This window comes from Bacillus sp. SSR7 (genome assembly GCF_055902415.1).
The window spans coordinates 655316-682223 of record NZ_JBVVXV010000001.1 but is presented as its reverse complement, the minus strand read 5'-3'; the positions used below and the strand labels follow the sequence as shown (position 1 = coordinate 682223).

Sequence of the window (26908 nt, the reverse complement as noted above, 5' to 3'; positions counted from 1 at the left end):
TGACATAAGTCAGACCTTTCACTAGGTGAAGTATTGCTGCATACATATATTTGAAAGGGGAAGAATTATGAAAAAGCATTTATATATAAATGGAGATTGGAAGTCTGTAAATACGTATAAACCATTATATGCACCATATTCTGAAGAAACATTAGCGGAAATCGCGCAAGGAACGGAAGAAGATGTAAAAGAGGCTGTTATTGCTGCAAAGAATGCGATGAAAGAAATGAATAGATTATCTGCATATGATCGTGCGACTATTTTAGAGAAAGTCGCACAAAAAATGGATGAAAGAAGAGAAGAATTTGCAGAGATTATTGCAAAAGAGGCTGCAAAACCAATACGTGCTGCAAGGGGAGAAGTAGATCGTACCGTTCAGACATACAAATTTGCAGCTGAAGAAGCGAAGCGTATATACGGTGAGACACTGCCACTTGATGCAGCACCTGGTGCAGATGGGCGCATAGCTTACACAATACGAAAACCGATTGGGGTTATAGGGGCAATTACACCATTTAATTTTCCATTAAATTTAGTGGCACATAAAGTTGGCCCTGCAATTGCTGCTGGAAATACAGTTGTATTAAAACCAGCTGATCAAACGCCTCTATCATCTTATGCATTAGTTGAACTATTTGAAGAGGCAGGATTGCCAAAAGGGGCTTTAAATATTATTTCTGGTCCCGGTTCAACTGTAGGCGAAGCAATAGTTACAAATGATGGTGTTGCTTCCATTACTTTTACGGGAAGTCCGAAAGTTGGACTTGGAATTAAGGCAAAGGCTGGGTTAAAGCGAGTTACGTTAGAACTAGGATCAAATGCTGCTGTTATTATTGATGAAGATGTTGAATTAACAGATGAATTAATTGAACGAGTAAAATGGGGAGCATTTGTTAATAATGGACAAGTTTGTATTTCGGTACAACGTGTTTTTGTACATGAAGAGAGAATGGATGAATTTTTATCTAAGTTACAGAAAGCGATGGAAACAGTTGTTGTTGGTGATCCGTTGCTTGAGGAAACGGATGTATCAGCTTTAATTTCGAAAAAAGATGTCGAGCGTATCGATAACTGGGTGCAAGAAGCAGTTAAAGAAGGAGCGAGCGTTTTGTATGGTGGTAACAAACGTGATGAAAGGATTTTTGAACCAACTGTATTAACGAATGTTCCAGAGCATGTATCTGTACAGTGCCAAGAAGTATTCGGTCCACTTATGACCGTAAATACATTTAAAGAATTTGATGAGGCCATAGAGAAAGTAAATCATTCGCGTTACGGTCTACAGGCAGGTGTATTTACAAAAAATTTGTTTAAAGCTATGCGTGCAATTGATGAGCTTGAAGTTGGTGGTGTCATGATAAATGATATTCCAACGTTCAGGGTAGATCATATGCCTTACGGTGGTGTGAAAGAAAGCGGTACGGGGCGTGAAGGAATTAAATATGCAATCGAAGAAATGACAGAAATGAAATTAGTGTGTATTAAAAAATAAAGTAACTAGAACTTAAACATCGCAAAAAAACGAGTAGGAAATGTTTACGATTCCATACTCGTTTTTTTGTTTATTTTACGTTTCTTAGAATGATTTCATTTAATCAAGTGTACCTTTTACTTCATTTCTTGTTTGAAAACAGCATCTTCTACATAAATTTGTTCTTTGTCGACAGCAGTGCTATGAGATAATACTAAACCAATTGGTGTTTCTATCCCTTTATTTTGAACAATTGTAAAAGGAACATTTTTTTCATTCGCTAATTTAATGTATTTTGATAAATGTGGGTAAGCAATGCCACCATTTAGGAATATTTGTAATGATTGAGAAGAGCGCATGCTATTAGCTACTTCAGAATATACATTACTTTGCATTACTTGACCGATAGTTAAAGCGATTTCTACACGCTCACGTAATGTAGTTAAATACATATTACGTTCTTCTGGTTTGTTCTGCTTTTGGCCGTAAATGCCTTCTTGGAGATAATCTTCCACATTTTTATTTACCATATTTTTCACACCTTTCCTTTTCTATTGTACGAAAGAATGAAGCAGGATGCAAAAAAAGTCGCATCGAATATAAAAAATTTGAATGAAAGGAAGGAAAATGGAATGTAACAATCTAAACAATTAATAAGGTTATAAAAATTTTATCAACACATATTAACAAAATGTGACAATAATCTATTAACGAATCTTGTTTTTTGTGTTAATATTCAAAATATAAAGGGTGTTCGTCGCATGGAAATGGAGGAATGGAGGTTTTTCCAATCGATAAGGATATTAAAGAAGTATTTTGTTCGCACTTGAAAAACAACAGGCACCAATTCGTTGAGAACTGGAAAAACAAAATGATAATTTCCGATAAAGATCCATTTAGACTAGAAGCAGTTCAAAATGGAGAGGATTTATTAGAGTTTATTATTGAACTTACTATGGAAGAAAAAGATATAAATTATCTTCAGCCATTATGCGAGAAAATTGCTATTGAACGTGCAGGAGCAGATGCGAATATAGGTGATTTTGTTTATAATGCAAATGTGGGAAGAAATGAGCTTTTCGAAGCGATGTGTGAATTAGATGTTAGTGCACGTGAATTGAAACCAATTATGGCCCAAATACATACTTGTTTTGACAAATTAATTTATTATACTGTTTTAAAATACTCGGAAATTATATCAAGAAATTTAGAGGAAAAACAGCAATATATTAACGAAACACATAAAGAAAGGCTGACGATTTTAGGACAAATGTCAGCTAGTTTTGTACATGAATTTCGTAATCCGCTTACTTCCATTATGGGGTTTGTCAAATTATTAAAGGCAGACCATCCTAGTTTATCGTATTTAGATATTATTTCTCATGAATTAGACCAATTAAATTTTCGCATTTCGCAATTTTTACTCGTATCGAAAAAAGAAATGTGGACTGAATCTGAACGGTTTTGGCTAAATGATTTGTTTCAAGACATTATACAGTTCTTATATCCAAGTTTGGTCAATGCAAATGTTTCTATTGAAAAGAATTTGCCATATCCAATTCCTCTTACTGGTTATCGGAGTGAAGTGAGACAAGTATTTTTAAATATATTAATGAACTCAATTGACGCTCTTGAATCAATGAAAGAAGAACGAAAAATTATCATTGATGTATTTGAAGAAGATCAATCGATTCGAATTGTAATAAAAAATAACGGGCCAATGATTCCAGCTGAAAATGTAGAAACGATTTTTGAACCATTTGTAACTACTAAAAAGTTAGGAACTGGTATTGGGTTATTTGTATGTAAACAAATTGTAGAAAAACATAATGGGTCCATCATGTGTCGTTCAGATAATGATTGGACAGAATTTCAAATTGCATTTCAAAAATAAACAGTCTACACCAAATGAATGGTGTAGACTGTTTTAATTCGTAAGTATAACAGCTTCTAATTTAGGATCTTTCGTTGAATAACCTAAAATTGAAATTGTATAAATAATGTTCGGTTCGACTTTGAAATCCGGTATAGTTAGCAAGACACTTTGATTATCTGCGAGTGAAACTTCTATATCCGCTGTACCAGGGCTAACTTCTAAAAAATCTGTTATTTGTTTAAAGAGTACATTTTCAAATAAATGATCGCCACCTTTTAAACTTACATTTACAACAGAGGTATCGGGAGAAAAGTGCGCAAAGCGTATTTTTGCCTGGCCTGTTGGTAAATGAGTATTATCAAGCATAGGCTGTAATTGTAGATGATTATCACTATTTATTGCAGCAAAAGTATAAGTGTGATTTCCCATTATTGGTACTAAAGCTGAAAAGTTGGGCGTTTCATTTCCGACAGGAACAATATCTATTCGGTACTTACCTTGTACTAATGTTAAATAGGGACTAAATTGTTTAAATGAAATGTTTTTAATTACCTTTTGCCCGTTTACTAAAATGTCAACGGCAGGTGTATTTGAAGCAGAGTGAAAAAATCTTATGTGCGATGGTAAAGCAGCTTCTTGTGAATCTCTTTTTTCGTATGCCTGTACAAGATTCGTAAGCGCATCATAATATTTCATATATAGTTCTACATATTTTTTTGGATTATGAAATTGATAGTAACGAGCGAGATGTTCGTAACGTGCAGCTTCTTGTCCATATTTTTCGATTTCAGATTGAGACATGAACATTCCTCCTTTGTCATCATTAAAACTATATGCTTAGCAAGAATGAGGTTATGCGAAAAAAATTTGTTTTTTAAAGGTGAAAGATTGAAAATTAATAATAAGTATTTTTTAAGGATAAGTTTAGGTGAACGAGAGTTATAATTTTCTAGAGGATACAACAATATATCATCCATATTGGCTGAGGAAGTGTGTATTTCGAAATGAAAAATTTGAGAGCATTACACGTGACATGTCGAAACCATGTCCTGAAACCCTTAGGAAACTGGGGATTTTTTTAATTATGGGCAAATACACATACAAAGTAATAATTGTCCTACATAAATTATAAAGGAAAGGTAGTTTGAAATTAAGGAAAGGAATGAAACCTTGGGATGGGGATATCCCGCAAGGAATTGTGAATGGAGTTATGGACGGTTTTGTGCTTTATATTGTAGGATGAATTGTGATTTTGTAATACTATTGTTTCTATTTACGTTAGCAAGTGACGGTATTAACTGATAAAAGAGCGTCGTGCCGAACTGATTAATGTGGTTAATCGGTTCTTTTTTTATTGTATAAATGGAGGAGAATGTATGTGAAATATTGGGTTCTACAAAAAATAATTGCTATGCATTTAGTAGGATTAATTGTCGAGATTTGTTTGAAAATATGCAATATAAAGTAGGAGAACAGGAAGGAGTTTAAAGGGAGTTTCGTCGAAGTTTACACAATGTCGGTATTTGAGGGAAGCTGGCATTATGTTAGAAAAATATTTAGTGAAGCGTTAATTTTTATATAAGGGAGGGTTACTTGAGCGTATAGATAAGGGTTGGTCTTTGAATTAAGTTCTGAATTTTCTGTTTTTAAAATTGGTATTTAGCACTCATTTGTATATTTTATAATAGTTTTTTGATAAATTCACTGCTTTCGCAGAGGGTTCTTTTTTATGAAAGAAACGTCAATTTTCTTCATATATATATACAAATTGGAGAAATGGGGGAGCGCTATGCGCGATTACTTAATTAAACCACTTGTTGGTCAGCCGTATCCAATGATTTCACATGGAAAAGGTGTGTATTTGTATGATCAAAACGGAAATAAATATTTTGATGGCTCGTCAGGAGCAATTACGGCAGGTATTGGGCATGGCGTAAAGGAGATTGCGGACGTTATCAAAAAGCAAGCAGAGGAGATTGCTTTCGTTTATAGATCACAGTTTACGAGTGAACCAGCTGAAAAATTAGCTAAGAAATTAAGCGATTTAAGTGTAGGAGATTTGAACTGGAGCTTTTTTGTAAATAGTGGTACGGAAGCAAATGAAACAGCTATGAAAATTGCGATTCAGCATTTTCAAGAGCGGGGTATTCAAGGGAAGCATAAAATATTGTCACGATGGATGAGTTATCACGGTATTACGATGGGAGCCTTATCAATGTCTGGGCATCCACTGCGTAGACAACGTTTTGTGTCAATTTTAGAAGATTATCCAACTATTCCAGCTCCATATTGTTTTAGATGTCCGGTGCAAAAGGTATATCCAACTTGTCAGCTTGCTTGTGCGACTGAACTAGAAAGATCAATTGAAAGGATTGGAGCAGAACATATTGCGGCTTTTATTGCTGAACCGATTATTGGAGCAGCTGGAGGTGCAGTCGTTCCGCCGAAAGAATATTATAAAGTTATTAAAGATATTTGTAGTCATTACGATATTTTATTTATTGCTGATGAAGTAATGACTGGGCTTGGTCGTACTGGTGCATGGTTCGCGATGGAGCATTGGGGTGTAGAACCGGATATTATGACCCTTGGTAAAGGTTTAGGAGCTGGATACACACCGATGGCAGCGACGGTTGTAAGTGACCGTGTTATGGAGCCAATTTTACGAGGATCGCGTTCTGTTATGAGTGGGCATACGTTAAGTGCAAATCCATTATCTGCAGCAACAGCTCTAGCTGTTATTGAATATATGGAGAAACATAATCTACCTGAAAAAACAGCGGAAAAGGGAGAGTATTTAATAAAAGGATTACAGAAAGTTCAGCAACAATCGACAATCATTGCTGATGTGCGCGGAAAAGGGTTGCTGATTGGTGTAGAATTGCAACCGTTTACAAAGGCGTCAGAACTTATTTCGGTTGCAGCTAAAAATGGTCTTCTTTTATACCAAGCTGTTTCAGGGCAAGCAGGAAAAGAAGATAGTGCACTGCTTGTAGCACCGCCAATGACAACTACATATTCCGAGTTAGATGAATTACTTTCAATTTTTGCAAAAAGTGTGGAAGAAATGATGCAAAAAGGAGGGCATAGTATCGCATGACAACTATTACGAATACATTCAGTAAATTAAAAGAGATAGAGGAAGTAATTTCTTTATTCCACGATGATATGACATTAATGTTTGGGGGATTTGGGGGGATTGGATCCCCTCCATCTTTAATACAGGCGATTTTAGAAAAAGGAGTTACAAATTTAAATTTAATTGGAAATGATACGGGATTTCCTGATGTAGGAATCGGTCGTCTCGTTACGAATGAAAGAGTAAAATCATTAATTACTTCTCATATCGGCTCAAACCCAAATGCAGGAAGACAACTAAACGAAGGAAGGTTACAAATTGAGTTTTCTCCCCAAGGAACATTAGCAGAGCGTATTCGCGCTGGTGGTGTAGGGCTTGGTGGCGTATTAGTTGATGTAGGTGTTGATACGATTGTAGAAGAGGGAAAACGTACTGTTGAAATGAATGGTAAAACATATTTAGTTGAAACAGCATTAACTGCTGAGGTTGCGATTGTATACGCGAAAAAGGCGGATCCATTCGGTAACCTTGTGTTTGATAAGAGCGCTCGTAACATGAACCCTCACGTAGCTATGGCCGGGGATATAACGATTGTAGAAGCAGAAGAAATTGTTCCACTTGGAAGTTTAGATCCAGAAGAAATTGTTGTCCCAGGAGTATTTGTAAATTATATCGTACCGTCGGAAGGAGTGAATTGGAAATGGGTATGGGCGTAGAAGTGAGAGATAAGATTGCTAGACGTGCAGCGAAAGAAATACAAAATGGTATGATTGTAAATTTAGGAATTGGTATACCATCGCTTGTACCGAATCATTTGCCTGACGATATAAACGTTATGTTTCATGCAGAAAATGGAATTGTAGGTATGGGACCTACGCCAAGTAAAGGAAATGAAGACGAAAATTTATGTAACGCAGCAGGTTTGCCAACTTCTCTTATTACAGGAGCAAGTTATTTTGATAGTTGCACAGCGTTTGGGATGATTCGAAAAGGTTTACTAGATATAACGATTCTTGGTTCATTACAAGTAAGTGAGAATGGTGATTTAGCAAACTGGATTGTTCCAGGGAAACGCGTTCCAGGTATTGGAGGAGCAATGGATTTAGCTCAAAAAGCGAAGCGGGTCGTTGTTGTGATGAATCATGTCGATAAATACGGAAATGCGAAAATTGTTTCGGAGTGTACATTACCATTAACTTCAAAAAAATGTGTAGATTTAATTATTACGGATATGGCAGTAATGGAAGTGACGCAGGATGGACTTATTTTACAAGAATTAATGAGCCCATACACAGTGGAAGATATAAAACAACATACAGAAGCAGATTTTAAAATTGGTTCTAATTTACTAGTAATTGAATGAGGGGAGATGTAATATATGGAGCAATTAAAAAAACAAGTTTGTGATTATATTGAGAGTCATGAAGAAGAAAGTGTAAAATTTTTGAAACGATTAATTCAAGAAAAGAGCGTATCTGGTGATGAAAGTGGTGCACAAGCAATTGTAATTGAAAAATTACGTGAGCTAGGTTTAGATCTTGATATATGGGAGCCATCATTTTCTAAAATGAAAGATCATCCTTATTTTGTATCACCGCGTACAAGTTTTTCAGATAGCCCGAACATTGTGGCAACCCTTAAGGGAAGCGGCGACGGAAAATCTATGATATTAAATGGACATATTGATGTCGTACCAGAAGGAGATGTGAATCAGTGGGACCATCATCCTTATAGTGGTGAGAAAATAGGAAATCGTATATATGGTCGAGGAACGACAGATATGAAGGGCGGCAATGTTGCACTAATGCTTGCCATGGAAGCAATTATTGAATCTCGTATTGAATTAAAAGGAGATATTTATTTTCAAAGTGTAATAGAAGAAGAAAGTGGTGGGGCAGGAACATTAGCGACTATATTGCGAGGATATAAGGCAGATGGTGTTATTATTCCAGAACCGACAAATATGAAGTTTTTCCCGAAACAACAAGGGTCCATGTGGTTTCGTCTACATGTGAAAGGGAAAGCAGCACACGGTGGAACGCGTTATGAAGGTATAAGTGCAATTGAAAAAAGTATGTTTGTTGTAGAGCATTTGAGAAAGCTGGAAGAGAAGAGAAATGACCGAATTACAGACCCATTATTTAAAGGAATCCCGATTCCGATTCCAATTAATATTGGGAAAATTGAAGGCGGGAGCTGGCCAAGTTCTGTTCCTGATTCGTTAATTTTAGAAGGAAGATGCGGTATTGCGCCGAATGAGACTATAGAGGCAGCAAAAGAAGAGTTCGAGAATTGGATTACGGAATTAAATGATGTGGACAATTGGTTTGTTGAAAATCCTGTAGAAGTAGAATGGTTTGGTGCAAGATGGGTTCCAGGCGAACTAGAAGAAAATCATGAGTTAATTACAACACTCGAGCATAACTTTGTTGAAATCAAAGGGAATAAACCGATTATTGAAGCATCTCCGTGGGGGACTGATGGAGGCTTATTTACACAAATCGCAGGTGTACCAACGATAGTATTTGGCCCGGGAGAAACGAAAGTAGCGCATTATCCAAACGAATATATAGAAGTTGATAAAATGATAGCTGCCGCAAAAATTATTGCATGTACATTACTAGATTGGTGTGAGGTGAAAAAATGAAATACTATGAATCTTTTAGAGAACAGACAAATGGCTATACAGTAGAAGGTGTTTTGGACTATTTTAATAAACGTATTCGAGTAGACCACTATACAGGAAATGTTGAGAGGATCATCCAAACAATTGATGAATTAGCAGAGAAACATTCTTTCACTAAATGTATTGTTAAAGGAAAGGGAGAGCATGTTTCCACATGGCTCTCTTTCGGTTTTTTATTAGAAGCAACATTACCACATTATTTTCAAGGTCATGATGCATACTTCTTCGTGAAATTTAATAATGATGAAAGACGCAATAGTATTCATTGGGCTGAGGAAGATACTATTTTAAGCGGTGTAAAAGCAAAAGAGGTAAAGGAAAAAATAGTCCCAGAGAAATTTCTATTAAGAAAAGCGACAGAAGAGGATGCAGAAGAATTAGCAGCAGTCTTTGGAGAAGTATTTGAAGTGTATCCAACTCCATTAAACGAAGCGAGTTATGTAAAACAAACGATGAAAGAAGACGATACAATTTACTATGTGTATGAATTCGAGGGGAAAATAATTAGTACAGCGTCTGCAGAAATGAATATAAAAGAAGGAAATGCAGAATTAACGAATTGTGCGACCTTACCCGAATATCGTAAACATGGGTTTATGAAAAGTTTATTAATTAAGTTAGAAGAGGAACTTCAAGAAAAATCGATTTTCTGTTCTTATACAATTGCTCGATCGCTTTCTTTCGGAATGAATGCAGCCTTTCATCAGTTAGGCTATACGTATACAGGAAGATTGGCGAACAATTGCTACATTTTTGATAAGCTAGAAGATATGAATATATGGGTAAAAGATTTGTCTAAATAGTACGTTATAAAAATAGAACGGAATCGTCATGCTTATAATCGCACATAGGTATGCCGAAAATTCGGCATAGTATTTGCTGGATTTTCGGCAAGAGGGGGGATGACATTGCTAGCAGTTTCGACACAAGAAGTCATTGAAGCGATTTTGGGCAGTATTGATGAGGCTATACACGCAGTAGATGAAAATGGTATTACAATTTTCTATAATACTGTAGCTGCAAAACATGATGGATCAAAAATTGAAAAAGTGTTAGGTAAACATTTGTTAGAAGCGTTCCCTTCTTTATCTAGGGAAACAAGTACGTTGATGAAAGTATTAGATACAAAAAAACCAATCGTTCATCAAGTGCAGCATTATCAAAACTTAAATGGGGAAGACATTTGTACAGTAAATACGACGTTACCTATTTTCATAGATGGAAATATTGCTGGTGCTGTTGAAATTGCAAAGGATTATTCGACAGTACAAAAGCTTACGGATACAATAGTCGATTTGCAGTCGAAAATAAAGCGGTCATCTAGAAAAAAAGCGATCAAAAAGGATGTTGCATTTGAGACGATCGTGACGAATGATGCTCGGTTTAAACAGACGAAAGAATTAGCACAAAAAGTAGCCCCAACTGATGCGAATGTTTTAATATATGGGGAAACAGGAACAGGGAAAGAGTTATTTGTACAAGCGATTCATGAAGCTTCTAAGCGGAAGAACAAGCCGTTTATTGCACAAAACTGTGCTGCTTTGCCAGAGTCTCTATTAGAAAGTTTATTGTTTGGAACGACGAAAGGTAGTTATACGGGGGCAATTGAAAGAGCGGGATTATTTGAACTTGTAGATGGAGGGACATTGTTTTTAGATGAACTGAATTCAATGCCACTCGATTTACAAGCGAAAATGCTACGTGTATTAGAGGATGGTGTTATTCGTCGTATTGGTGATAATAAGACGAGAAAAGTAGATGTTCGCGTTATTACCGCAATGAATCAGCCACCAGAAATATGTTTAAAAGAGAATAAAATTCGCACTGATTTATACTATCGATTAAATGTCTTTTCATTATATATTCCGCCGCTCCGTGAAAGAACGGAGGATGTATTATTGTTAGCGTCTTATTTTTTGAAAGAATATAATAAAAGTTATAAAAAAGGTGTACTTCAAATGGATAAGGAAGCGAAGGAAAGACTACAAGCTTACCAATGGCCTGGAAATGTTCGGGAGTTAAAACATACGATTGAACATGCTGTCATTATTGCAGAAGGGAATACATTAACAGCCAATTGTTTACCGCGTGCATTTCGGAAAGAGAGTTTTCCAAAGAAGAAGAGCATATTGCCTCTTAGAGAAGCACTTCATCAAACGGAAAAAGAATTAATAGATCAAGCGTTAATTGAAACGGAAGGGAATATATTACAAGCTGCAAAAATGTTAGGTATCCCTCGTCAGACGCTTCAATATAAACTGAGTAAGTACGACAAAACCGCCGAATAATTGGCGGTTTTTGTGTGTTTGCACCAATAAAAGAGCGTTTACATATATAAAAAGTAATGAATATGATAGTATGTATGAATTTCATACAGCGCTTAAAAATATTTTTTGCGCTTATATAATAGGGTTCTCCGTACATTTACTTATCAATAAAGTAAAGTTGGCATAACTATTGCTTATATAAAGGATGAGCGTATAAAAAGGGGGAATAGCAATGTTACATGATGTATACAAACCAAATCGTCACTGGAAGGATATCGAATTATGGAAAGATGTTACTGAAGAGCAATGGAATGATTGGGTTTGGCAATTAACGAATACGATCAAAACGTTAGATGACTTAAAGAAAGTGATTAACTTAACACCTGATGAAGAAGAGGGCGTTAAAATTTCAACGAAAACGATCCCGTTAAATATTACACCGTACTATGCTTGGTTAATGAATCCTGATGACCCACGCTGTCCGATTCGGATGCAATCTGTACCGATTTCGGAAGAGTTATATAAAACAAAATATGATTTAGAAGATCCGCTTCATGAAGATGAAGACTCGCCAGTTCCAGGGTTAACGCATCGTTATCCTGACCGTGTATTATTCTTAGTAACGAATCAATGTTCTATGTATTGTCGTTACTGTACACGTCGTCGTTTTAGTGGACAAATTGGAATGGGTGTGCCGAAGAAACAATTAGATGATGCAATTGCTTACATTCGTGAAACACCACAAGTACGAGATGTATTAATCTCTGGTGGTGATGGTCTTCTTATTAACGATAAAATTTTAGAATATGTATTAAAAAATTTACGAGAGATTCCGCATGTTGAGATTATTCGAATTGGAACGAGAGCGCCGGTAGTATTCCCGCAGCGTATTACAGAAAACTTATGTAACATTATTAAAAAATATCATCCAGTATGGTTAAATACACATTTCAATACATCTATTGAAATTACTGAAGAATCGAAAAAAGCATGTGAAATGTTAGCGAATGCTGGTGTTCCAGTCGGAAACCAAGCAGTAATTTTAGCTGGTATTAACGACAGCGTTCCAATTATGAAAAAACTTATGCATGACTTAGTGAAAATCCGTGTACGTCCATACTACATTTATCAATGTGACTTATCTGAAGGTATCGGTCACTTCCGTGCACCAGTATCTAAAGGTCTTGAAATTATTGAAGGTTTACGCGGACATACGTCTGGTTATGCAGTACCAACATTCGTTGTTGATGCACCAGGAGGGGGCGGTAAAATTGCGCTTCAGCCAAACTATTTAATCTCACAAAGTGCAGATAAAGTTGTACTTCGTAACTTTGAAGGTGTTATTACAACGTATCCAGAGCCAGAAAGCTACATTCCAGGAAGAGCGGAAGGATACTTTAAAGAAATCTATCCAAACTACGAAGAAAAACGTTCAGATGTTGGTATCGCCGGTCTTATGAGCGATAAGAAATTTAACCTTGTTCCAGACGATTTACAGCGTATGAATCGTCGTAAAGACTATGAAGATAATGAAACGCATGCATCATTAAAAGATAAACGTGATAAGCGCGACCAATTGAAAGATAAAAAATATCAAGCACAAATGGCTAAATTAGAAGAAAACGACAAAAAAACTGAGGGTGATGCAGTATGAATTGTATGTGGTGTGACAGTACAGAAGCAAAAGAAAGCTTAAATACTGTATATTGGGAATTGCCAGATGGTACGAAAGCCATTGAAATCCAAGAGACACCATGCATTTCTTGTTCCTCATGTGGTATGGACTATCAATCAGATCAAACAGTGAAAGAAATAGAAGATCAATTGTTTTTAATTTATACGAAAGATTTACCAAAACAACTAACATATGAAGAATTAATGGGAAGACCACGTCTATTAAAAAGAAATTATTTTGACTTTTAACCAGCTTTTATGCTGGTTTTTTTCTTTTTTGCCTTGTATAATGTACCCAAGTTAGAAAGGTAGGGAATATTTTTGAAAAAGACATTTTACCACTATATGATGAAGCATCGTGCAGCTTTATTTAGTAATGAAATATCGAATTTAGCAGAGGCAATGTACGATGATTTAAGCTTTCCAAAGCAATCTGAAGATTATGATGAAATTAGTTCATACTTAGAGCTAAGTGGAATGCTAGCAAGTATGTCTATATTTGATGAAGCGTGGGATTTATACATACAAGATAGATAAAAACTATATGAACTTTTTTGACGTGAAGCTAGTCTATTTGCTAGCTTTTTTACGTTGTAAATAAATTTTCATATGGTGATATTTTTTATTGAAAAAATTTATGAATATACGCTTCTGTGATAAGCGTTTTGATGTAGGTTGCATATACTGTTATCAAAATCACGACGTCAAAAAAAGGAGAGATATAGATGGCAAGGAAAAAGCAACCTAAATATAACGTAGGGGACATAGTCGTGATTACGCTATATGGAACCGTTGGTAAAATCACAAATATGAAGGTTTTAGATGGAGTTTACGTATACGAAGTCAATAATCACGATGGATTTTACGTAGAGCAAACGTTGCAGCATGTTACTGAGCAAGATATGAAAAAAGGTGAAACTGAGTGGATTGAATTAAACTATAATTTCACATTTGGTGATCTCGTGCAAGTAACAGGATACGATAAAGATGTGTTTCGAATTGTTGGTTTTCGTACAGAAGTATGGAGATATAAAAATGACGCATGGGAAGATACAATATATGAACTATCACGAATTACGGATGGTGAATGGTTAGAAGCGGATGAGTCAGATTTAACGTTACTTGCTAATGCTCAAACGGCAAATGCAATTTTGAAGAAAATGAAACAAGATAAAGCAGGTATGAATAAATTAGATTTAGGAAAATTAAAGTCAATTAACAACTCAAAAAAAGTGAGTGTTAAGACAAATCGTCAAGAAATCATTGATGGATTACTTGATATTTATAACGATTACCAATTGTTATTTGATACATTTAAAGATGAAGAATACAAAATTGTTATGGATGTTGTTCATAATTATTTAGTTAAATTGACAGAGAAAAAATAGTTAACTAGAAAGAGAGAATGAATTGAACAACAACATATGCAGTATAAGGTATGCCTACAACTATTAAAAAAATAAAAAGCCATTTAATAAGAGAGTCTGCCCATTGATCTTCATGCATGAACTCTTCTTTTGTTTGCCCTACTTCTTGCTTTACCTCGTATTGATATTCCATAATTATTTCCCCCTTTTGATAGCTTGTACTACCATCGTATGCACCTCGTCCAAAGGATATGACCTATAAAAAAAGAAAAACTATTTTTCTAATCTCATATACATAATTTTGAGATTTTTTCATAAAACAGAAATAAAGGAGTGATGCTCATGAAGGAAATTGAAGTCGTAATTGATACGGAAGAGATTGCGGAGTTTTTTTATGAGCAACTAATTGAAAGAGGATACGTCCCAAAACGAGAAGAAATTGAAGATCTTGCAGATATTACATTCGAGTATTTATTAGAGAAATGTATGATTGATGAAGTGTTTGATGAAGAGGATGAGTGAAAGTAACGACGGGCTTAACTCGTCGTTTTTTACTCTTTACAAACTTGTCACAAATCTAGCCAGCAATAGTTGGTATAATTAAAAGAAAATTTTACTCAAGAGGTGAAGGGATGTTCAAAAAAATTATTGATTCTTTATTAGGAAAGAAAAAATATCGTTCGTATTCTAGTAGTGATTATCGCCATAGAGGTCGCTCTTATTCAAGTAGCGATTATAAACGTCGTTCATCTGGTTATGGGCATCATCATTATAAAAGAAAACGTAAAAGCCGTAGCTTCTTTTCAAGTAGCTGATGAAATGGCGTCGTATACTAGCTTTATTAGATAGACCACTGCGAAAAAATACAATTGTGGCAGAACGGTATAAAATTGAATCAGTAATTGGAATGGGCAGTTATGGGGTTACATATGTCGTTAATGATTTACAAATAAATAAATATAAAGTCTTAAAACAATTAAGACAAAGTAAACAAAGATATGAGTCTGGTAGAAAATCATTTGAACAAGAGAAAATGATTTTACAAACATTAAATTATCATGCAATCCCTAGTTTATACGATCATTTCGTATGGGAGAAAAAAAGCTTTTTTGTGATGGAATATATGCCTGGTAAAAATTTCGAAGATTATATTTTCTCGGATGGGCATGTATATACAGAACGTGAAGTTTTTAAAATTTTATATAAAATTTTAGAAATTGTATCGGTGTTTCATAGTAAAGGTATTATTCACCGAGATTTACGCATTCCAAACATATTAATGAAAGAAAACCAAGTTAGTATTATTGATTTTGGGTTGGCGAAATTGAAAGATGAGGGGGATGAACGAGCTACAACTTATGAAGGTGAACAAGCTTTGATGCGAGAAGTTCACTTTCGTAGTGATTTTTATGCACTTGGTCATTTCTCGTTATTTTTATTATATGCAGGCTATGAATCTAATGAAAAACATGAAAACCCATGGTATGACGAATTAACTTTAGAAAATTACAACCGTGAAATGTTGATGCGAATGTTACAAATAAAAACGCCGTACTATGAGAATGTACAAGATTTAAAAAAAGATGTAGCTTTTGCTTTAGAAAGGATGGAGGATCCATGTTTCAAAAGTTTTTAGTAAGCGTTGGTATTAGGTTTTAAAGCGCGTCATATAGAATGTGAAGAATTACCGTATCGATTACGTAAGCAAATTCCATTCGCACAAGAATTTGAGTTTGTTCCTGTTTCCGGAGAGTATTATGGGAAATTAGATGAACTAGAATTGTTGATCTTGCCAAATGCTTACGATCGTCTAGAGATTATGATGGAAGTAGACAGAAAATCTCGCGGATTAGCAGGTTTATTTGCAGAAGCACTTGATCTTGATGAGAAAGTGATGCGCTTTACAATAACGAATGAAGATATTCCAACGATGAAAGAAACAATTAACAATTATATTTTTTAATAAACTATGCATAAAAAAGAAATGGAGAGGAAAACTAAAACAACCGCTCCATTTTTTTGCATAGTGAGGTTATGTATGTGAAACGATATCGACATTTATACTTGTTAAGTTTTACGCTACTCATTTGTTTTGTCGTATTATCACTTTCGTATCATACCGCTTGTATTGAGAAATTTGACAATATAGTCGCACATTTTATTCAAAGTTTTCGAAACGATTATTTGACAGCCTACTTTAATTGGGTGTCGTTTATCGGTTCCAAAAGAATATATTTTCCGTTACTCATTATTCTTGTAATGTATTTTCTCGTTAGAAAAAAGTTGCTTAGTGCATTACTTCTAACAATTAATTATTATGGATCTCGTTATTTAAACAGTATGCTTAAACAATGGTACGAGCGAGCAAGACCTGATGTGTCGCAGCTTGTTACTGCAACTGGATATAGTTTTCCGAGCGGTCATACGATGAATGCTACTGCTTTTTTAGGATTTATTGCATACGTCACGATTACAGAAGAACGTATTACGTTGCATAAAAAATTGTTGATAATTTTTATAGCGAGCTTTGTTGTATTATCTATTTCAGTTAGCCGAATATATCTTGGCGTTCACTATCCATCTGACATATTAGCAGGATGGGCAGCTGGCGGTAGCTGGCTCGTTTTATGTGTTATATTTCATAAAACGTTCATTAAAAAAGAACCTATGTCATAATAGGTTCTTTTTCCATTGGTTCAACATGAATGTGCGCATGATAAATGCCAAATTTTTTCCGAAGCATTGCCTCGATGTTGTCAGTAATACAGTGACTTTCTCCAACATCCATACGAGCATCTACCTCGATTGTAATATCAACGTACGTTTGATTCCCGTACATACGAGCACGAATATCTACGATGTTTTCTACGCCACCAATATGTTCAATCGCATCAGCGTACTCTTCCATCTTATCTGGATCGATTCCATCCGTTAACATATGAGAAGCTTCTACGAAAATCTCCCATGCAGTTTTACAAATAATAAGACCGACAATTAAAGCAGCAATAGGATCTAAAATAGGCATTTGGAACTGCGAACCGACAATACCTACTACTGTACCAATACTTACGAGGGCATCTGATAAATTATCCTTTGCAGCTGCTTCTAATGATTTACTTCTTGTTCGTGCTGCAATCTTTTTCGTATATAAATACACACAGTACATAACGACAGCAGAAAATAAAGCTACCCATGCAGCAAGTACATTAGGTGCAGCTTGTTTCGGATTTAAAAAAGATTGAATGGCACTAATAACAACTTCTAATCCGACCGTTGCCATAATAAAAGAAGCAACAAGTGATGCAATTTGTTCTGCACGCGAATGCCCATAAGGATGATCTGGATCACGAGGTTTCCGAGAGATTTTTAGACCAATTAATATAGCTAAAGAAGCACCGATATCCGTTAAGTTATTTAAACCGTCAGCACGTAATGCGCTAGAGAGGGTAATATAACTGATGATGATTTTCATAGAGGATAAAAATATGTAGGCCATAATGCTGACAATCGCACCTTTATCAGCTTCTTTATGAGAAAGAGTATCCATTTTAATCACTCACCTTTCTACAAGGAATTTCTTTCTATAAATAGAGTATCAAACGAAAGTCGTGTGGGTCTATACAAACATTGTTGACGTTTTTTAGCTTTTTAAGAAGGGGATAACAAAGTTTCGTGAAGGAAAAATATGTTGTAAAGTGCAAAGTTAGGATATGAACGCGATTTGGATCTATGTATAACAGAAGGGGTAGGAGAAGGGAGTTCAAATATGTACACTTCTGACAGCTGATTTGGAAAAAATAAAAACCCTCTAGAAAATATTTTTCAGAGGGTTTTCATCTTAGTATGCTTCTAAAAACTCAGTAACTTGCTCTTCAGTTTTTGCATTAGCACTATGTAAGTGGCCTAGCTTCTCGCCATTTTGATATACAAGTAAACTTGGAATACCCATTACTTGATACTCTTCAGCGATACTTGGGAACTCATCTTTATTAATAGAATACCATTCAAATTTATTGAACTCTTCCATCACATCTCCGATAAAGTTGTCCATACGTACGCAATCTGGGCACCATGTAGTAAAGAACTTAACAACTACTGGCTCCTCGCTTGCGATGATGTCTTTGAATTCCTGTTCTGATTTGATTTCTTTCATGTTTTTGACTCCTCTCAATGTCAATCGGATATGCTAGTATTTTTATGCAAAATCCGTAATTGCAAACATATTGCAAACAATAGTTTTGATGAAATAGATTGTTTGCAATATCTTCGACTGCTTCTATGTCCTGATCATTCATTTGTGATTTTTGGATATACACCTTAAATCCTAGTAACGAATATTAGGAACCTCACTTTTCTTTATAAGCTTTTTCATGAGCTATGTCAAACTTCTGAAATTACATGGGTTACCGTTATATGGCGGACAAACCAAACCGTAGTTGTTATAGCCTTCAACCATATCGCTCTTTTTCCTCAGAAATTTTTTGCAGATGGTCATTTAATGCCATTAAAGTAATGTCAGGCAAAACCAGCAATCTATTTCCTATAGATGTTTTAGGTTTATGAAGTTTTTTTGTGATATGAGAGAGGGAACGATTAATAGATAAAGTTCTTCCTTCAAAATCAATATCCTTCCATTACTATCAAATCATTGATTAGCGGTATCGCCATGATTTGCCGATTTTATACAGCTCAAATGAAGATGATGAGTGTTCACTTGAAACGTATATTGATGGGGAAGATCACGATGAAATTGACAAGTCCATAAAATACCAACTCATCGATTACGCACTAGACACAAGAAATGAAAAACTGATCCGTAAGTTGATTGCTAATTAAGGGGGAGGTGAAAGGCTAGTGGTCCTTTACAAATTCAAACTCACTACCATTTTCGAACAATGGCCGAATGAAGAATATGTGGTAGCGGAAACTGAAGGAAAGGCAAGATTCCTGTATTGGCAAAAGTTCAGAACAAAGTTTCTAATAATGCCGATGGCTGAATTCATGAAGTTTGTAACGTGCGAGAACGAAGGTGTTTTTGATAGTAAGCGAATGTATAGCGTAGAACAAGCGTTTAAGAAAATGTAATTGGCATGTGGGGTAAATTGTTGGAAACTGGAAAACTAATCTATTCGTTTTGTTCGATGGGGAAATTGAGAAGCATAATTGCCATCCTTATTGGGAAATTGCTTACTACAATGATGAGGGGAACGTGGTTCGAAGCTACCAGAAGGGAGAGTATGCGATATAAGAAAAAGAGGACTAGCAGTCGTACCTGCCGTCCTTTAGTAGGAGAAAAGTATTCTTGGTTAAAACTAATTACAAACAGAAAATCTGTTTGTAATTAGTTTTAACCTAAATGTACGTGTCTATACAAAAAAGGGATAAGTAAAAATACTTATCCCCAGGAAGGGAAATCCCAAGCACCAAAATGGCTCGTATTGGTCTACAGGTTCAAAAGTAGTATATGTAAAACGAAAAAATCTCATACAAAAAGCAGACAACGAATTTGGTTGTCTGCCAGTGAGTCGAATGAGTTAGCTAATTGTGATAAATTGCATTCCCATTGCGAGAAGAGTGAAGCTGCTAGTTCAAACAGCTTGTTGGTATTATTTTTGATATTTAAAAAAATATACACAGAAAGCAGATAAGTGAAGAACCTATCTACTTCTGCTGTAACAAAAGAAAGAAGTATTAGCCGTGGGGCGGCTTGAAAATAGTATGTATTTTTATTTAAAAATTATTCAAGGGGTGAAGACACATGGAATATTTGATAAACGGTGTCTATGAAATTACTCAGTTAATCAATAAAGAAAAAGAGTAAATATAACAACCATTGATTTAGTTTCATTTAGGAGATAGGAATGATGATAATGATTAAACCAATATCTGTGATCTGGTGGGTGTTTTGTTTGTTGTTAAGGAAAGATAAGGAGGTAGACTAGCAATTTGAAGAATAAATAGGAATATTATTAGTTTAAAACACCAAACATAGGCTAGTAAACAAGCTGTTTCCCCTTTTATTCATAGAATATAATGAATTCTATTTATAGAGGAGGTAATCATATTTATGGGATGGAATAATAATTTTCGAGATTGTGATAGATTTTGGGATGATTTAATGTTCGGCAGATGCAGACACAGAGATTGTGATGACAGTCGTTGTAGACGTGATCGTGACTGCGATTGTGATGAGTGTCGTCGCAGACGTAATCATGAACGTGATCATGATCATGATGATCGTCGAAATTGGTAAATTCCTTGGAAAGAGTGCTTTTAAGAAAAGCGCTCTTTTTTGTTCAGGGATAATAGGGAAAATAAAAAAAGAGAGCTAATGCTCTCTTTTTTTGGATGTGGTAATTAATCACAAATTGGTATTCCAAGTACTCTTAGAGCCAATGCTACTTGAAGCGAAATCTCTAATCTAGCAATTTCGATACCAGCTACTGAAAGAACTAAAAAAGGTTGTCCATTTACAAACACAAAGCAACTATCCATGGTTACGCCTCCTTTCTAGCAATCTACTATAGTATATGAACGGATTATTAATATGTAATAGTTGAATTAATTGATTAGTCCATTTAAACAAAACAAAACAAAAGATCTAGAGAAAGAGAAAAATTAAAAAAGATTTATTATTGTTGAATTAAGAATTCAAATTACTGAACTGCAACGACTGATTAATGAATTAACACGAAGAGTAATTATGATTAGAAAGGAATTAGTAATGTAAGTTGATACAAATCATGTTCAAGAAATAGTCAAACAATCTATGGTAATTAAAAAGATTAACGACAATAAATCGGTAGGGATGGATTGTAAAGTTGGGTATGTAAAGAGAAGCCCACATAGTACGAGTAGCCGTTTACTCAGAAGAGTCCGTATAGCATCTTATATTTGGGAGATTAAATCTGAAATGGTTGAAAATGTATTTAGGGAAGCGATAGATGTAAGGAATGAGAAAATTAAGATTGATTTTGCAAATACGAAAAAAGGTCCTGTTGTTTCCAACAGGACCTTTCCTAAAATGGCAAAGAGTAACTCTTACCTTACTCTTCTCGTATATAATACATGAAAAAGATAGATGTGTATACAACAAGAAATTCCAATATAATTATTCGAATATAGTGTTTAAAAATAAAGGAGTGGAATTTAAAATAAGGAATTAAATTACAAACGTTGATTTATCAATTGGTTTGAATGTTTTTCTATCAACTTGTAGTAAATAAAGTGATATTGAGATAATAAGATATGTAATTTTGCATACCGGATTGTCAAGCTGAATAAGGGGGGAAATGATACGGAAGTTGAAGGAGAGTAATACTGAAATTTCATTTGCCTGTTTACTGTGTGAAATAAATTCATTTGAATAGAAGCAAAAATAGAGGTTTGCCTTAGACATTTATGAAGGTTAAGAATATTTATAAAGAAAGGAGTAAATACACAGGTCTGATTTTTGTAATGATGGAGGGAATTGATGTGGACATAACTCAAAGTATGGCGCGAATAGTGGTTAATGGGAAAGATCTTCCGTTTAATTTAGTTAGAACTTCTGTATGGAATCAAGGGCCTGTAAATGATTTAATTGTTTCAACAAACCAAAGAGTCGAAGAGTTTTATCAATTCATGTGGTCACAAGTGCCAATTACACTTGCGATGTATTTTCTTCAAGGAGCGGACTTAATGAGGTTTGCTAGAATTATTGGGATTAATCAAAGTGTAACGGGAGAATATATATATCATTTTTCTTGGGGATAAAACGAATATAATGTAGCATAACAGCTGCTTTTTTATTTTGTGAAATTTTATAGGGTGGTCAATAGGAGGTTATGAAAATAAGGTTAGAGCGTGATATAGATAATTTGTGAATCTATTTAAGCTCGTAAAGATACTCGGTTACTTCTTTTAATACAATGGGTTTTACAAACAAATGTATAGAAGTATACATGAGATAATATGAAATGAGACGAATAATATCCTCTTCATGTATATTACGATTAAAACGAAATACGTAGAGGGGGCGGCTATAAATATGAAATTTTTAAGGAGCACAAAAAATAAAAAACAGAGAGACATATTTTTTGTCCCTCTGTTTTTTATATTATTCACAAATAGTTCCGGTTGCTATACCAGTTGGGGCAACACCTACTGGAACCGTATCTATAACCGTATTTGTAGCAGTATTGATAACAGAAACAGTATTACTACCTTGGTTTGTAACGTATGCGAGAGTGCCGTCTGGTATGATCGTTACTTGATCCGGAGATAAAGCAACAGGAATTGTATCGATTACAGTATTTGTCGCCACGCTTATTACTGATACATTATTACTTACTTTATTTACAACGTAAATACGAGTGCCATCTGGTGTAATATCTATACCAACCGGTTCAGAACCTACGCTAATTGTATTAACAACGGAATTCGTAGTGGTGTCAATAACAGAAACAGTATTGCTATTTTGATTTGTGACATAGGCACGAGTGCCATCTAGTGTAAAGACGATTATTCTAGGACGAATGCCAACAGGAATGGTAGCGCTAACTGTATTCGTAGCGGTATCAATAACAGAAATATTGTTGCTTAATTCGTTTGCAACATATGCAAAGGCTCCATTTGGAGAAACAGTGATTCCTTGCGGAGCGTTGCCAACAGGAATGGTATCAATGACAGTGTTAGTACCAGCATTAATAACAGAAACGGTATTATTACCATGATTTCCAACATAAACAGTTGTGTTATTTGGAGAAACAGCTACACCGATTGGATTAGATCCAACAGGGATGGTAGCAATAACTGTATTCGTAGCCGTATTAATAACAGAAACGGTATTAGAAAAAATATTAGTAACATAAGCGCGAGTCCCATTTGGAGAAACGGTTACTTCGAGAGGTGCATTACCTACAGTGATTGTAGCAACAACTGTATTTGTTCCGGTGTTAATTACAGATACTGTATCATTTGTTGGATCATCTATGGCTCCTGCGTTTGTAACATAAACAAGGAAATTACATGCAGGTCCAGTCGGTCCGGTTGGCCCAGTCGGCCCAGTCGGCCCAGTCGGTCCAGTCGGCCCCGGTGGACATTCACAATCTCCAGTCGGTCCAGGTGGTCCTTCTGGCCCTTGAATCCCTTGCACCCCTTGAGGTCCAGTCGGCCCTGGTAGTCCTTCCGGTCCTTGCATTCCTTGCACCCCTTGAGGTCCAGTTGGCCCTTCGAGTCCTTCTGGCCCTTGAAGTCCTTGGATACCTTGAGGTCCCGGTGGTCCTTCTGGTCCCTCCGGCCCTTGAATTCCTTGTACCCCCTGAGGTCCAGTCGGCCCTGGTGGTCCAGGAACTCCCATTCCGGTCCCGGATCCAGTTGGCCCTGGTGGTCCCGGTGGTCCTTGAATACCTTGCACACCTTGGGGCCCAGTCGGTCCCGGTGGTCCTTCTGGCCCTTGAAGCCCTTCCACGCCTTGAGGACCAGTCGCTCCTGCAAGTCCTTCCGGCCCTTGAAGCCCTTGTACACCTTGAGGACCAGTCGCTCCTTCTGGTCCTTCTGGCCCTTGAATACCTTGGACACCTTGAGGACCAGTCGCTCCTTTAGGTCCTGGAAATCCTCTAGGTCCAGTCGCGCCAGTAGGACCGGGTATTCCGGTAATATTTAATAGAGAACTATTCAATATTCCTTGCAAAATTAAGTTAAATGTTTGTTGTAACAATGGGTCCGATATATTGGAACAACTAATGAGCGAAGATAAATTTTGGAATAGAAATTGAAATAACGCAGAGATTTGAGTAAGCGACGCAGTAGGTAAGGAATTAATTAATTGAGTTATAGTTCGTATAACTAAATTTCTATTTGGAGTATTTGGTTGCACTGTAATAATTAAATCGTTTAATGCCTGTAATGCAGATTGGAGTATTTGTATAGTTGTCGGATTTGGCGTGGTAAAGAAAGAAAGGATTGCTTGGTTTAATTGGTTAATTAGGGACAATAATTCTTGTTGCTGAGAAAATGAGAAAAAAACAGGTGTACAACAATTACTTTGATTGCAAGAGGATATAGAAATAAAACAGGGAAATTGGAACTTTTTGCACGGGTCGTTTGAGTTTTGATTATTTTTCATAATTACCTCCTTTTAAAAAATTTAAATAGTAAGTACATGTAATGATCAATATTTGTTTCTAGATGCAAAGTGTTTATGAGTATATGTTATATGTGATATACCCAAGAATGTTTTGTAAAAGTATATGTAAACAAAATGAAGGTGTTCTTATGAGACTAGTATTATTGTAAAGATTTGGTGATAATTATAAGCTTAATTAAGTTAGGGTCTAATGGAGTTCCATTTAGAATTTTATCCCGCTTTAATGGGCAGTAAGACCCCCACCTCAAAATTCAGCGAAAGCGAAGAATTTAGGTGGGGAATCAACTGTCCATTAAAGTCCGATTGGTTCAACTAATAATCAGTGGGGGATGAAGAAAACCCCACTGATTAAAGTTTTACTTTATGTAAGGTTATTCCTTTTTTTATTCTGCTTTAAAAATTCAATCACGTTTAATAATTGAAACGAGTAAGTGAAATATGAAATTGAAGCGACTAAAAGAAAAAATGAAATGAGAAACCTAATAAAAGCTAATGTACTAGTTTTCAGCACTTCCTAAAAAAAGAATCATACTATGGTTTGTAATAGCTTATATGGAAGTGAGTTGAAAATAATGTTTTATTCATATTTTGCTAATCAAGCTAGTATGCGACCAGCGTATGGTACATCAATCACGTTTAGCGGAGCACAAAGTACGGTTCAAGCTGTTCAACAAGCGTTACAAATGCAACAACAAATACAAATGCAGCAACAAGGTATCGAGCCGTATTATTCATCTATGGAATATTTTTATCCAGTGCAACCTATTACACCATATGGAAGTCCTTTTCTTACCATCCCATATGGAACTGTATTTAATTTATAAGGAGAGAGAAATAGAATTGTGTATAAAAATAAGGGTGTAAGTATAGGGCACCCTTATTAGAAAAGATTTTAGCTCGTCCAAACATTACGAGTCCCTCTTATATAATATGTAGGAATAAGCATGAAAGGGGGAACTAGTATGTCTTGCTACAACTATTGTAAGTATTGTAAAGAGTATAAAAAGAAACAGCATGACTGTTGTAAGAACACTAGTAAGTGTAATGAAAACAAGGATAAGCTTGTTAGGGCATCAGCATTTAGAGCTAGAAATACGGTGGATCAAACGGTTCCTGCCAATACTTTTGTAAAGGTATTATTCCAGGATGAACAATTTGATTTAGCAAATGAGTATAATCCAGCAACATCTATTTTTATTCCGAAGACTAGAGGGGTTTACTCTATTATTGGCACGATTGGTTTTTTTCCAAATGATTTTAATTTAAATTATAGGGCTCGTGTAGAAATTCGTGTGAATGGAAACGCAGCAATAGCTATAGATAATGACTTTTTTGGTCCAATAGGTTTTGGAAATGTAGTAAGTGTTTCGACGATTATTCAATTGCATGAAGGAGATCAAGTTGAGGTTTATGCACAAAGTAGCATAGACGGAGTTTTAAGTACTTCGGAAGACGGCTCACATTTTGAAGCAGCAAGATTCCCTTCTCCAATTAAATAACGAAGAGAATAAAATACTTTTCAGTAGGTCTAGTTAATCCCCTGTACCGAATGGTGGGGGGATTATTATTGTTTTTTAAAATATATAAGTAAATTGATTAAAAATAGTTTGTTTCATGAAAATTTCACATGCTAAAGATGTAATGATGAAAGGTAAAGTTTTAAAATTATTTTTTACAGTTTTGATGTTGAAAGGGCTATCTTATTTTAAGTATTAGATCTTCTGCAGGTAATAAAAAGAGTAAGTACCAAGGTTGTAAAAGTTCTTTGGCGTTACATTTGCTAGTTGCCTAACGGTATAAAAAGACATCTTAATTTATGTCCGTATAATTACAGGCTTTTTCATTACTATATAGAAATTACATATTTAACATCGGTTTGTGCAGGTATTGCTATTGATAACATTAAGAACAGTACACTATATAAAAATAAAATAAATCCTAAGATGAGTAGTATCGGATGAAACTTGAACATATTTAACCTCCTTGAGTATATAAAGAATGTTAATACATCTTTGGTCCATTTAGAAGGAAAATATATTAGGTGAATGGTGCTTGAATGGATATACAAATTTAACAGAGTAGTGAATGTATAATAAATAAAGGAGTATTGTGAGGGAAACCTTGACTAGATTGTTTATAAAAGGCAGGTCAATTTACCCCATGTGAAATATAAAAGTTATCAGGTTTATATTTCACGTGAGGTAAATAAAAAAAGAGCATACATAAAAAGTATGCTCTAAAGAAAGATAGGTTTTATGAGTGGATAATCTCCATACGATAATATATGCTCTGCTAATAAAAACGTGTAAAAAATCAATAGATTATCAATGGAATATCATGAAATGAGTAATTTTAGTCT

30 protein-coding genes and 2 pseudogenes are annotated in these 26908 nt (G+C 35.2%); 23 read left to right on the top strand and 9 right to left on the bottom strand.

What is annotated here, in order from left to right; all coding sequences use genetic code 11:
- Positions 1-67: 67 nt before the first annotated feature.
- On the top strand, positions 68-1492 hold the full coding sequence (locus AC0NJG_RS03385; RefSeq protein ID WP_087952436.1) for an aldehyde dehydrogenase family protein: 1425 nt from the start codon (positions 68-70) through the stop codon (positions 1490-1492).
- 116 nt (positions 1493-1608) lie between these two features.
- Here the strand turns inward: AC0NJG_RS03385 and AC0NJG_RS03380 are convergent, their stop codons facing one another.
- Complete coding sequence (locus tag AC0NJG_RS03380; RefSeq protein ID WP_087952437.1) at positions 1609-2001, bottom strand: YueI family protein; 393 nt, start codon at positions 1999-2001, stop codon at positions 1609-1611.
- 245 nt (positions 2002-2246) lie between these two features.
- Between AC0NJG_RS03380 and AC0NJG_RS03375 the strand changes: the two genes are divergently transcribed.
- The gene (locus AC0NJG_RS03375; protein ID WP_000451748.1) at positions 2247-3365 is read left to right on the top strand and encodes a BA2291 family sporulation histidine kinase; all 1119 of its coding nucleotides are present in this window, start codon (positions 2247-2249) and stop codon (positions 3363-3365) included.
- A 33-nt stretch (positions 3366-3398) separates the two neighbouring features.
- Here the strand turns inward: AC0NJG_RS03375 and AC0NJG_RS03370 are convergent, their stop codons facing one another.
- Positions 3399-4148: a DUF4397 domain-containing protein gene (locus AC0NJG_RS03370; RefSeq protein ID WP_143881090.1), complete on the bottom strand. Its 750-nt coding sequence runs from the start codon at positions 4146-4148 to the stop codon at positions 3399-3401.
- Between the two features lie 988 nt (positions 4149-5136).
- On the opposite strand from AC0NJG_RS03370, the gene AC0NJG_RS03365 reads away from it, so the two are divergent.
- The 10 genes from AC0NJG_RS03365 to AC0NJG_RS03320 all read left to right on the top strand — a co-directional run bounded on the left by AC0NJG_RS03365 (position 5137) and on the right by AC0NJG_RS03320 (position 14441).
- Positions 5137-6447, top strand: coding sequence for an aspartate aminotransferase family protein (locus AC0NJG_RS03365; protein WP_001205894.1), 1311 nt, complete (start codon positions 5137-5139; stop codon positions 6445-6447).
- On the top strand, positions 6444-7142 hold the full coding sequence (gene atoD, locus AC0NJG_RS03360) for an acetate CoA-transferase subunit alpha (RefSeq protein WP_000208119.1): 699 nt from the start codon (positions 6444-6446) through the stop codon (positions 7140-7142). The genes AC0NJG_RS03365 and atoD overlap by 4 nt, the downstream gene beginning before the upstream one ends.
- Complete coding sequence (locus AC0NJG_RS03355; RefSeq protein ID WP_000525280.1) at positions 7127-7789, top strand: CoA transferase subunit B; 663 nt, start codon at positions 7127-7129, stop codon at positions 7787-7789. The genes atoD and AC0NJG_RS03355 overlap by 16 nt, the downstream gene beginning before the upstream one ends.
- 15 nt (positions 7790-7804) lie before the next feature.
- On the top strand, positions 7805-9073 hold the full coding sequence (locus AC0NJG_RS03350; RefSeq protein WP_308901413.1) for a peptidase: 1269 nt from the start codon (positions 7805-7807) through the stop codon (positions 9071-9073).
- Complete coding sequence (ablB, locus tag AC0NJG_RS03345) at positions 9070-9915, top strand: putative beta-lysine N-acetyltransferase (RefSeq protein WP_000878622.1); 846 nt, start codon at positions 9070-9072, stop codon at positions 9913-9915. The genes AC0NJG_RS03350 and ablB overlap by 4 nt, the downstream gene beginning before the upstream one ends.
- Positions 9916-10014: 99 nt before the next feature.
- Entirely contained in the window at positions 10015-11400 is a 1386-nt protein-coding gene (gene rocR / locus AC0NJG_RS03340) for an arginine utilization transcriptional regulator RocR (protein ID WP_087952440.1), read from the top strand.
- A gap of 211 nt (positions 11401-11611) precedes the next feature.
- Positions 11612-13033, top strand: a complete 1422-nt coding sequence (gene kamA / locus AC0NJG_RS03335) for a lysine 2,3-aminomutase (protein WP_001972296.1) — start codon at positions 11612-11614, stop codon at positions 13031-13033.
- Complete coding sequence (locus AC0NJG_RS03330) at positions 13030-13302, top strand: YokU family protein (protein ID WP_000995764.1); 273 nt, start codon at positions 13030-13032, stop codon at positions 13300-13302. Before kamA ends, AC0NJG_RS03330 begins: the two co-directional genes overlap by 4 nt.
- A 72-nt stretch (positions 13303-13374) precedes the next feature.
- Positions 13375-13590, top strand: a complete 216-nt coding sequence (locus AC0NJG_RS03325; RefSeq protein WP_001972299.1) for a YozE family protein — start codon at positions 13375-13377, stop codon at positions 13588-13590.
- Between the two features lie 188 nt (positions 13591-13778).
- On the top strand, positions 13779-14441 hold the full coding sequence (locus AC0NJG_RS03320; protein WP_000101501.1) for a hypothetical protein: 663 nt from the start codon (positions 13779-13781) through the stop codon (positions 14439-14441).
- A 4-nt stretch (positions 14442-14445) separates the two neighbouring features.
- On the opposite strand, the gene AC0NJG_RS03315 is transcribed toward AC0NJG_RS03320, so the two are convergent.
- The gene (locus tag AC0NJG_RS03315; protein ID WP_061686205.1) at positions 14446-14613 is read right to left on the bottom strand and encodes a DUF3930 family protein; all 168 of its coding nucleotides are present in this window, start codon (positions 14611-14613) and stop codon (positions 14446-14448) included.
- A 149-nt stretch (positions 14614-14762) separates the two neighbouring features.
- On the opposite strand from AC0NJG_RS03315, the gene AC0NJG_RS03310 reads away from it, so the two are divergent.
- The 5 genes and pseudogenes from AC0NJG_RS03310 (at position 14763) to AC0NJG_RS03290 (ending at position 17096) form a co-directional block, all read left to right on the top strand.
- Positions 14763-14942 (top strand): YozD family protein, encoded by a 180-nt coding sequence (locus AC0NJG_RS03310; RefSeq protein WP_000658451.1) that lies wholly within the window; start codon positions 14763-14765, stop codon positions 14940-14942.
- Positions 14943-15052: 110 nt separating this feature from the next.
- Positions 15053-15235, top strand: coding sequence for a hypothetical protein (locus AC0NJG_RS03305; RefSeq protein ID WP_000473370.1), 183 nt, complete (start codon positions 15053-15055; stop codon positions 15233-15235).
- The gene (locus tag AC0NJG_RS03300) at positions 15235-16056 is read left to right on the top strand and encodes a serine/threonine protein kinase (protein ID WP_087994824.1); all 822 of its coding nucleotides are present in this window, start codon (positions 15235-15237) and stop codon (positions 16054-16056) included. The genes AC0NJG_RS03305 and AC0NJG_RS03300 overlap by 1 nt, the downstream gene beginning before the upstream one ends.
- Before the next feature lie 12 nt (positions 16057-16068).
- A pseudogene (locus AC0NJG_RS03295) lies at positions 16069-16383 on the top strand (sporulation protein); the annotation flags it as partial.
- A gap of 77 nt (positions 16384-16460) precedes the next feature.
- Positions 16461-17096 carry a phosphatase PAP2 family protein gene (locus tag AC0NJG_RS03290; RefSeq protein ID WP_140168531.1) on the top strand — a complete coding sequence of 212 codons (636 nt, stop codon included), beginning with the start codon at positions 16461-16463 and terminating at the stop codon, positions 17094-17096.
- Here AC0NJG_RS03290 and AC0NJG_RS03285 read toward each other — a convergent pair.
- The 3 genes and pseudogenes from AC0NJG_RS03285 to AC0NJG_RS03275 form a co-directional block, all read right to left on the bottom strand.
- The gene (locus tag AC0NJG_RS03285; protein ID WP_000380386.1) at positions 17086-17967 is read right to left on the bottom strand and encodes a cation diffusion facilitator family transporter; all 882 of its coding nucleotides are present in this window, start codon (positions 17965-17967) and stop codon (positions 17086-17088) included. The genes AC0NJG_RS03290 and AC0NJG_RS03285 overlap by 11 nt on opposite strands.
- A gap of 291 nt (positions 17968-18258) precedes the next feature.
- On the bottom strand, positions 18259-18573 hold the full coding sequence (locus AC0NJG_RS03280) for a thioredoxin family protein (RefSeq protein ID WP_000658777.1): 315 nt from the start codon (positions 18571-18573) through the stop codon (positions 18259-18261).
- A gap of 225 nt (positions 18574-18798) precedes the next feature.
- Positions 18799-18997 (bottom strand): annotated as a pseudogene (locus tag AC0NJG_RS03275) (site-specific integrase); the annotation flags it as partial.
- 277 nt (positions 18998-19274) lie between these two features.
- On the opposite strand from AC0NJG_RS03275, the gene AC0NJG_RS03270 reads away from it, so the two are divergent.
- Both AC0NJG_RS03270 and AC0NJG_RS03265 read left to right on the top strand, forming a co-directional pair.
- Positions 19275-19505, top strand: a complete 231-nt coding sequence (locus tag AC0NJG_RS03270) for a hypothetical protein (RefSeq protein ID WP_087994822.1) — start codon at positions 19275-19277, stop codon at positions 19503-19505.
- A 982-nt stretch (positions 19506-20487) separates the two neighbouring features.
- Positions 20488-20673: a hypothetical protein gene (locus tag AC0NJG_RS03265; protein WP_087952444.1), complete on the top strand. Its 186-nt coding sequence runs from the start codon at positions 20488-20490 to the stop codon at positions 20671-20673.
- Positions 20674-20777: 104 nt separating this feature from the next.
- Here the strand turns inward: AC0NJG_RS03265 and AC0NJG_RS03260 are convergent, their stop codons facing one another.
- The gene (locus tag AC0NJG_RS03260; protein WP_474062839.1) at positions 20778-20915 is read right to left on the bottom strand and encodes a DUF3956 domain-containing protein; all 138 of its coding nucleotides are present in this window, start codon (positions 20913-20915) and stop codon (positions 20778-20780) included.
- Between the two features lie 274 nt (positions 20916-21189).
- Between AC0NJG_RS03260 and AC0NJG_RS03255 the strand changes: the two genes are divergently transcribed.
- Together AC0NJG_RS03255 and AC0NJG_RS03250 are read left to right on the top strand one after the other, a co-directional pair.
- Positions 21190-21492 carry a terminase small subunit gene (locus AC0NJG_RS03255; RefSeq protein WP_474062838.1) on the top strand — a complete coding sequence of 101 codons (303 nt, stop codon included), beginning with the start codon at positions 21190-21192 and terminating at the stop codon, positions 21490-21492.
- A gap of 329 nt (positions 21493-21821) precedes the next feature.
- Positions 21822-22175, top strand: a complete 354-nt coding sequence (locus tag AC0NJG_RS03250; protein ID WP_474062837.1) for a hypothetical protein — start codon at positions 21822-21824, stop codon at positions 22173-22175.
- A gap of 343 nt (positions 22176-22518) precedes the next feature.
- Here AC0NJG_RS03250 and AC0NJG_RS03245 read toward each other — a convergent pair whose 3' ends face one another.
- Complete coding sequence (locus tag AC0NJG_RS03245) at positions 22519-24528, bottom strand: beta-propeller fold lactonase family protein (RefSeq protein ID WP_474062836.1); 2010 nt, start codon at positions 24526-24528, stop codon at positions 22519-22521.
- Between the two features lie 593 nt (positions 24529-25121).
- On the opposite strand from AC0NJG_RS03245, the gene AC0NJG_RS03240 reads away from it, so the two are divergent.
- A complete protein-coding gene (locus AC0NJG_RS03240; RefSeq protein ID WP_474062835.1) occupies positions 25122-25373 on the top strand; it encodes a DUF3947 family protein in 252 nt (83 codons plus the stop codon).
- 138 nt (positions 25374-25511) lie between these two features.
- Complete coding sequence (locus AC0NJG_RS03235; protein WP_087952448.1) at positions 25512-26048, top strand: C1q-like domain-containing protein; 537 nt, start codon at positions 25512-25514, stop codon at positions 26046-26048.
- Positions 26049-26395: 347 nt separating this feature from the next.
- Here the strand turns inward: AC0NJG_RS03235 and AC0NJG_RS03230 are convergent, their stop codons facing one another.
- Complete coding sequence (locus AC0NJG_RS03230; protein ID WP_254912630.1) at positions 26396-26521, bottom strand: hypothetical protein; 126 nt, start codon at positions 26519-26521, stop codon at positions 26396-26398.
- Positions 26522-26908: the final 387 nt, after the last annotated feature.

Excerpts from the sequence above, each read along its gene's own strand:
- AC0NJG_RS03385 (WP_087952436.1), top strand. The coding sequence starts at position 68 with ATGAAAAAGCATTTATATATAAATGGAGATTGGAAGTCTGTAAATACG.
- AC0NJG_RS03380 (WP_087952437.1), bottom strand. The coding sequence starts at position 2,001 with ATGGTAAATAAAAATGTGGAAGATTATCTCCAAGAAGGCATTTACGGC.
- AC0NJG_RS03375 (WP_000451748.1), top strand. The coding sequence starts at position 2,247 with ATGGAGGTTTTTCCAATCGATAAGGATATTAAAGAAGTATTTTGTTCG.
- AC0NJG_RS03370 (WP_143881090.1), bottom strand. The coding sequence starts at position 4,148 with ATGTCTCAATCTGAAATCGAAAAATATGGACAAGAAGCTGCACGTTAC.
- AC0NJG_RS03365 (WP_001205894.1), top strand. The coding sequence starts at position 5,137 with ATGCGCGATTACTTAATTAAACCACTTGTTGGTCAGCCGTATCCAATG.
- atoD (WP_000208119.1), top strand. The coding sequence starts at position 6,444 with ATGACAACTATTACGAATACATTCAGTAAATTAAAAGAGATAGAGGAA.
- AC0NJG_RS03355 (WP_000525280.1), top strand. The coding sequence starts at position 7,127 with ATGGGTATGGGCGTAGAAGTGAGAGATAAGATTGCTAGACGTGCAGCG.
- AC0NJG_RS03350 (WP_308901413.1), top strand. The coding sequence starts at position 7,805 with ATGGAGCAATTAAAAAAACAAGTTTGTGATTATATTGAGAGTCATGAA.
- ablB (WP_000878622.1), top strand. The coding sequence starts at position 9,070 with ATGAAATACTATGAATCTTTTAGAGAACAGACAAATGGCTATACAGTA.
- rocR (WP_087952440.1), top strand. The coding sequence starts at position 10,015 with ATGACATTGCTAGCAGTTTCGACACAAGAAGTCATTGAAGCGATTTTG.
- kamA (WP_001972296.1), top strand. The coding sequence starts at position 11,612 with ATGTTACATGATGTATACAAACCAAATCGTCACTGGAAGGATATCGAA.
- AC0NJG_RS03330 (WP_000995764.1), top strand. The coding sequence starts at position 13,030 with ATGAATTGTATGTGGTGTGACAGTACAGAAGCAAAAGAAAGCTTAAAT.
- AC0NJG_RS03320 (WP_000101501.1), top strand. The coding sequence starts at position 13,779 with ATGGCAAGGAAAAAGCAACCTAAATATAACGTAGGGGACATAGTCGTG.
- AC0NJG_RS03315 (WP_061686205.1), bottom strand. The coding sequence starts at position 14,613 with ATGGAATATCAATACGAGGTAAAGCAAGAAGTAGGGCAAACAAAAGAA.
- AC0NJG_RS03310 (WP_000658451.1), top strand. The coding sequence starts at position 14,763 with ATGAAGGAAATTGAAGTCGTAATTGATACGGAAGAGATTGCGGAGTTT.
- AC0NJG_RS03305 (WP_000473370.1), top strand. The coding sequence starts at position 15,053 with ATGTTCAAAAAAATTATTGATTCTTTATTAGGAAAGAAAAAATATCGT.
- AC0NJG_RS03300 (WP_087994824.1), top strand. The coding sequence starts at position 15,235 with ATGAAATGGCGTCGTATACTAGCTTTATTAGATAGACCACTGCGAAAA.
- AC0NJG_RS03285 (WP_000380386.1), bottom strand. The coding sequence starts at position 17,967 with ATGGATACTCTTTCTCATAAAGAAGCTGATAAAGGTGCGATTGTCAGC.
- AC0NJG_RS03280 (WP_000658777.1), bottom strand. The coding sequence starts at position 18,573 with ATGAAAGAAATCAAATCAGAACAGGAATTCAAAGACATCATCGCAAGC.
- AC0NJG_RS03265 (WP_087952444.1), top strand. The coding sequence starts at position 20,488 with ATGGGATGGAATAATAATTTTCGAGATTGTGATAGATTTTGGGATGAT.
- AC0NJG_RS03260 (WP_474062839.1), bottom strand. The coding sequence starts at position 20,915 with ATGGATAGTTGCTTTGTGTTTGTAAATGGACAACCTTTTTTAGTTCTT.
- AC0NJG_RS03255 (WP_474062838.1), top strand. The coding sequence starts at position 21,190 with ATGGTAATTAAAAAGATTAACGACAATAAATCGGTAGGGATGGATTGT.
- AC0NJG_RS03250 (WP_474062837.1), top strand. The coding sequence starts at position 21,822 with ATGAAGGTTAAGAATATTTATAAAGAAAGGAGTAAATACACAGGTCTG.
- AC0NJG_RS03245 (WP_474062836.1), bottom strand. The coding sequence starts at position 24,528 with ATGAAAAATAATCAAAACTCAAACGACCCGTGCAAAAAGTTCCAATTT.
- AC0NJG_RS03240 (WP_474062835.1), top strand. The coding sequence starts at position 25,122 with ATGTTTTATTCATATTTTGCTAATCAAGCTAGTATGCGACCAGCGTAT.
- AC0NJG_RS03235 (WP_087952448.1), top strand. The coding sequence starts at position 25,512 with ATGTCTTGCTACAACTATTGTAAGTATTGTAAAGAGTATAAAAAGAAA.
- AC0NJG_RS03230 (WP_254912630.1), bottom strand. The coding sequence starts at position 26,521 with ATGTTCAAGTTTCATCCGATACTACTCATCTTAGGATTTATTTTATTT.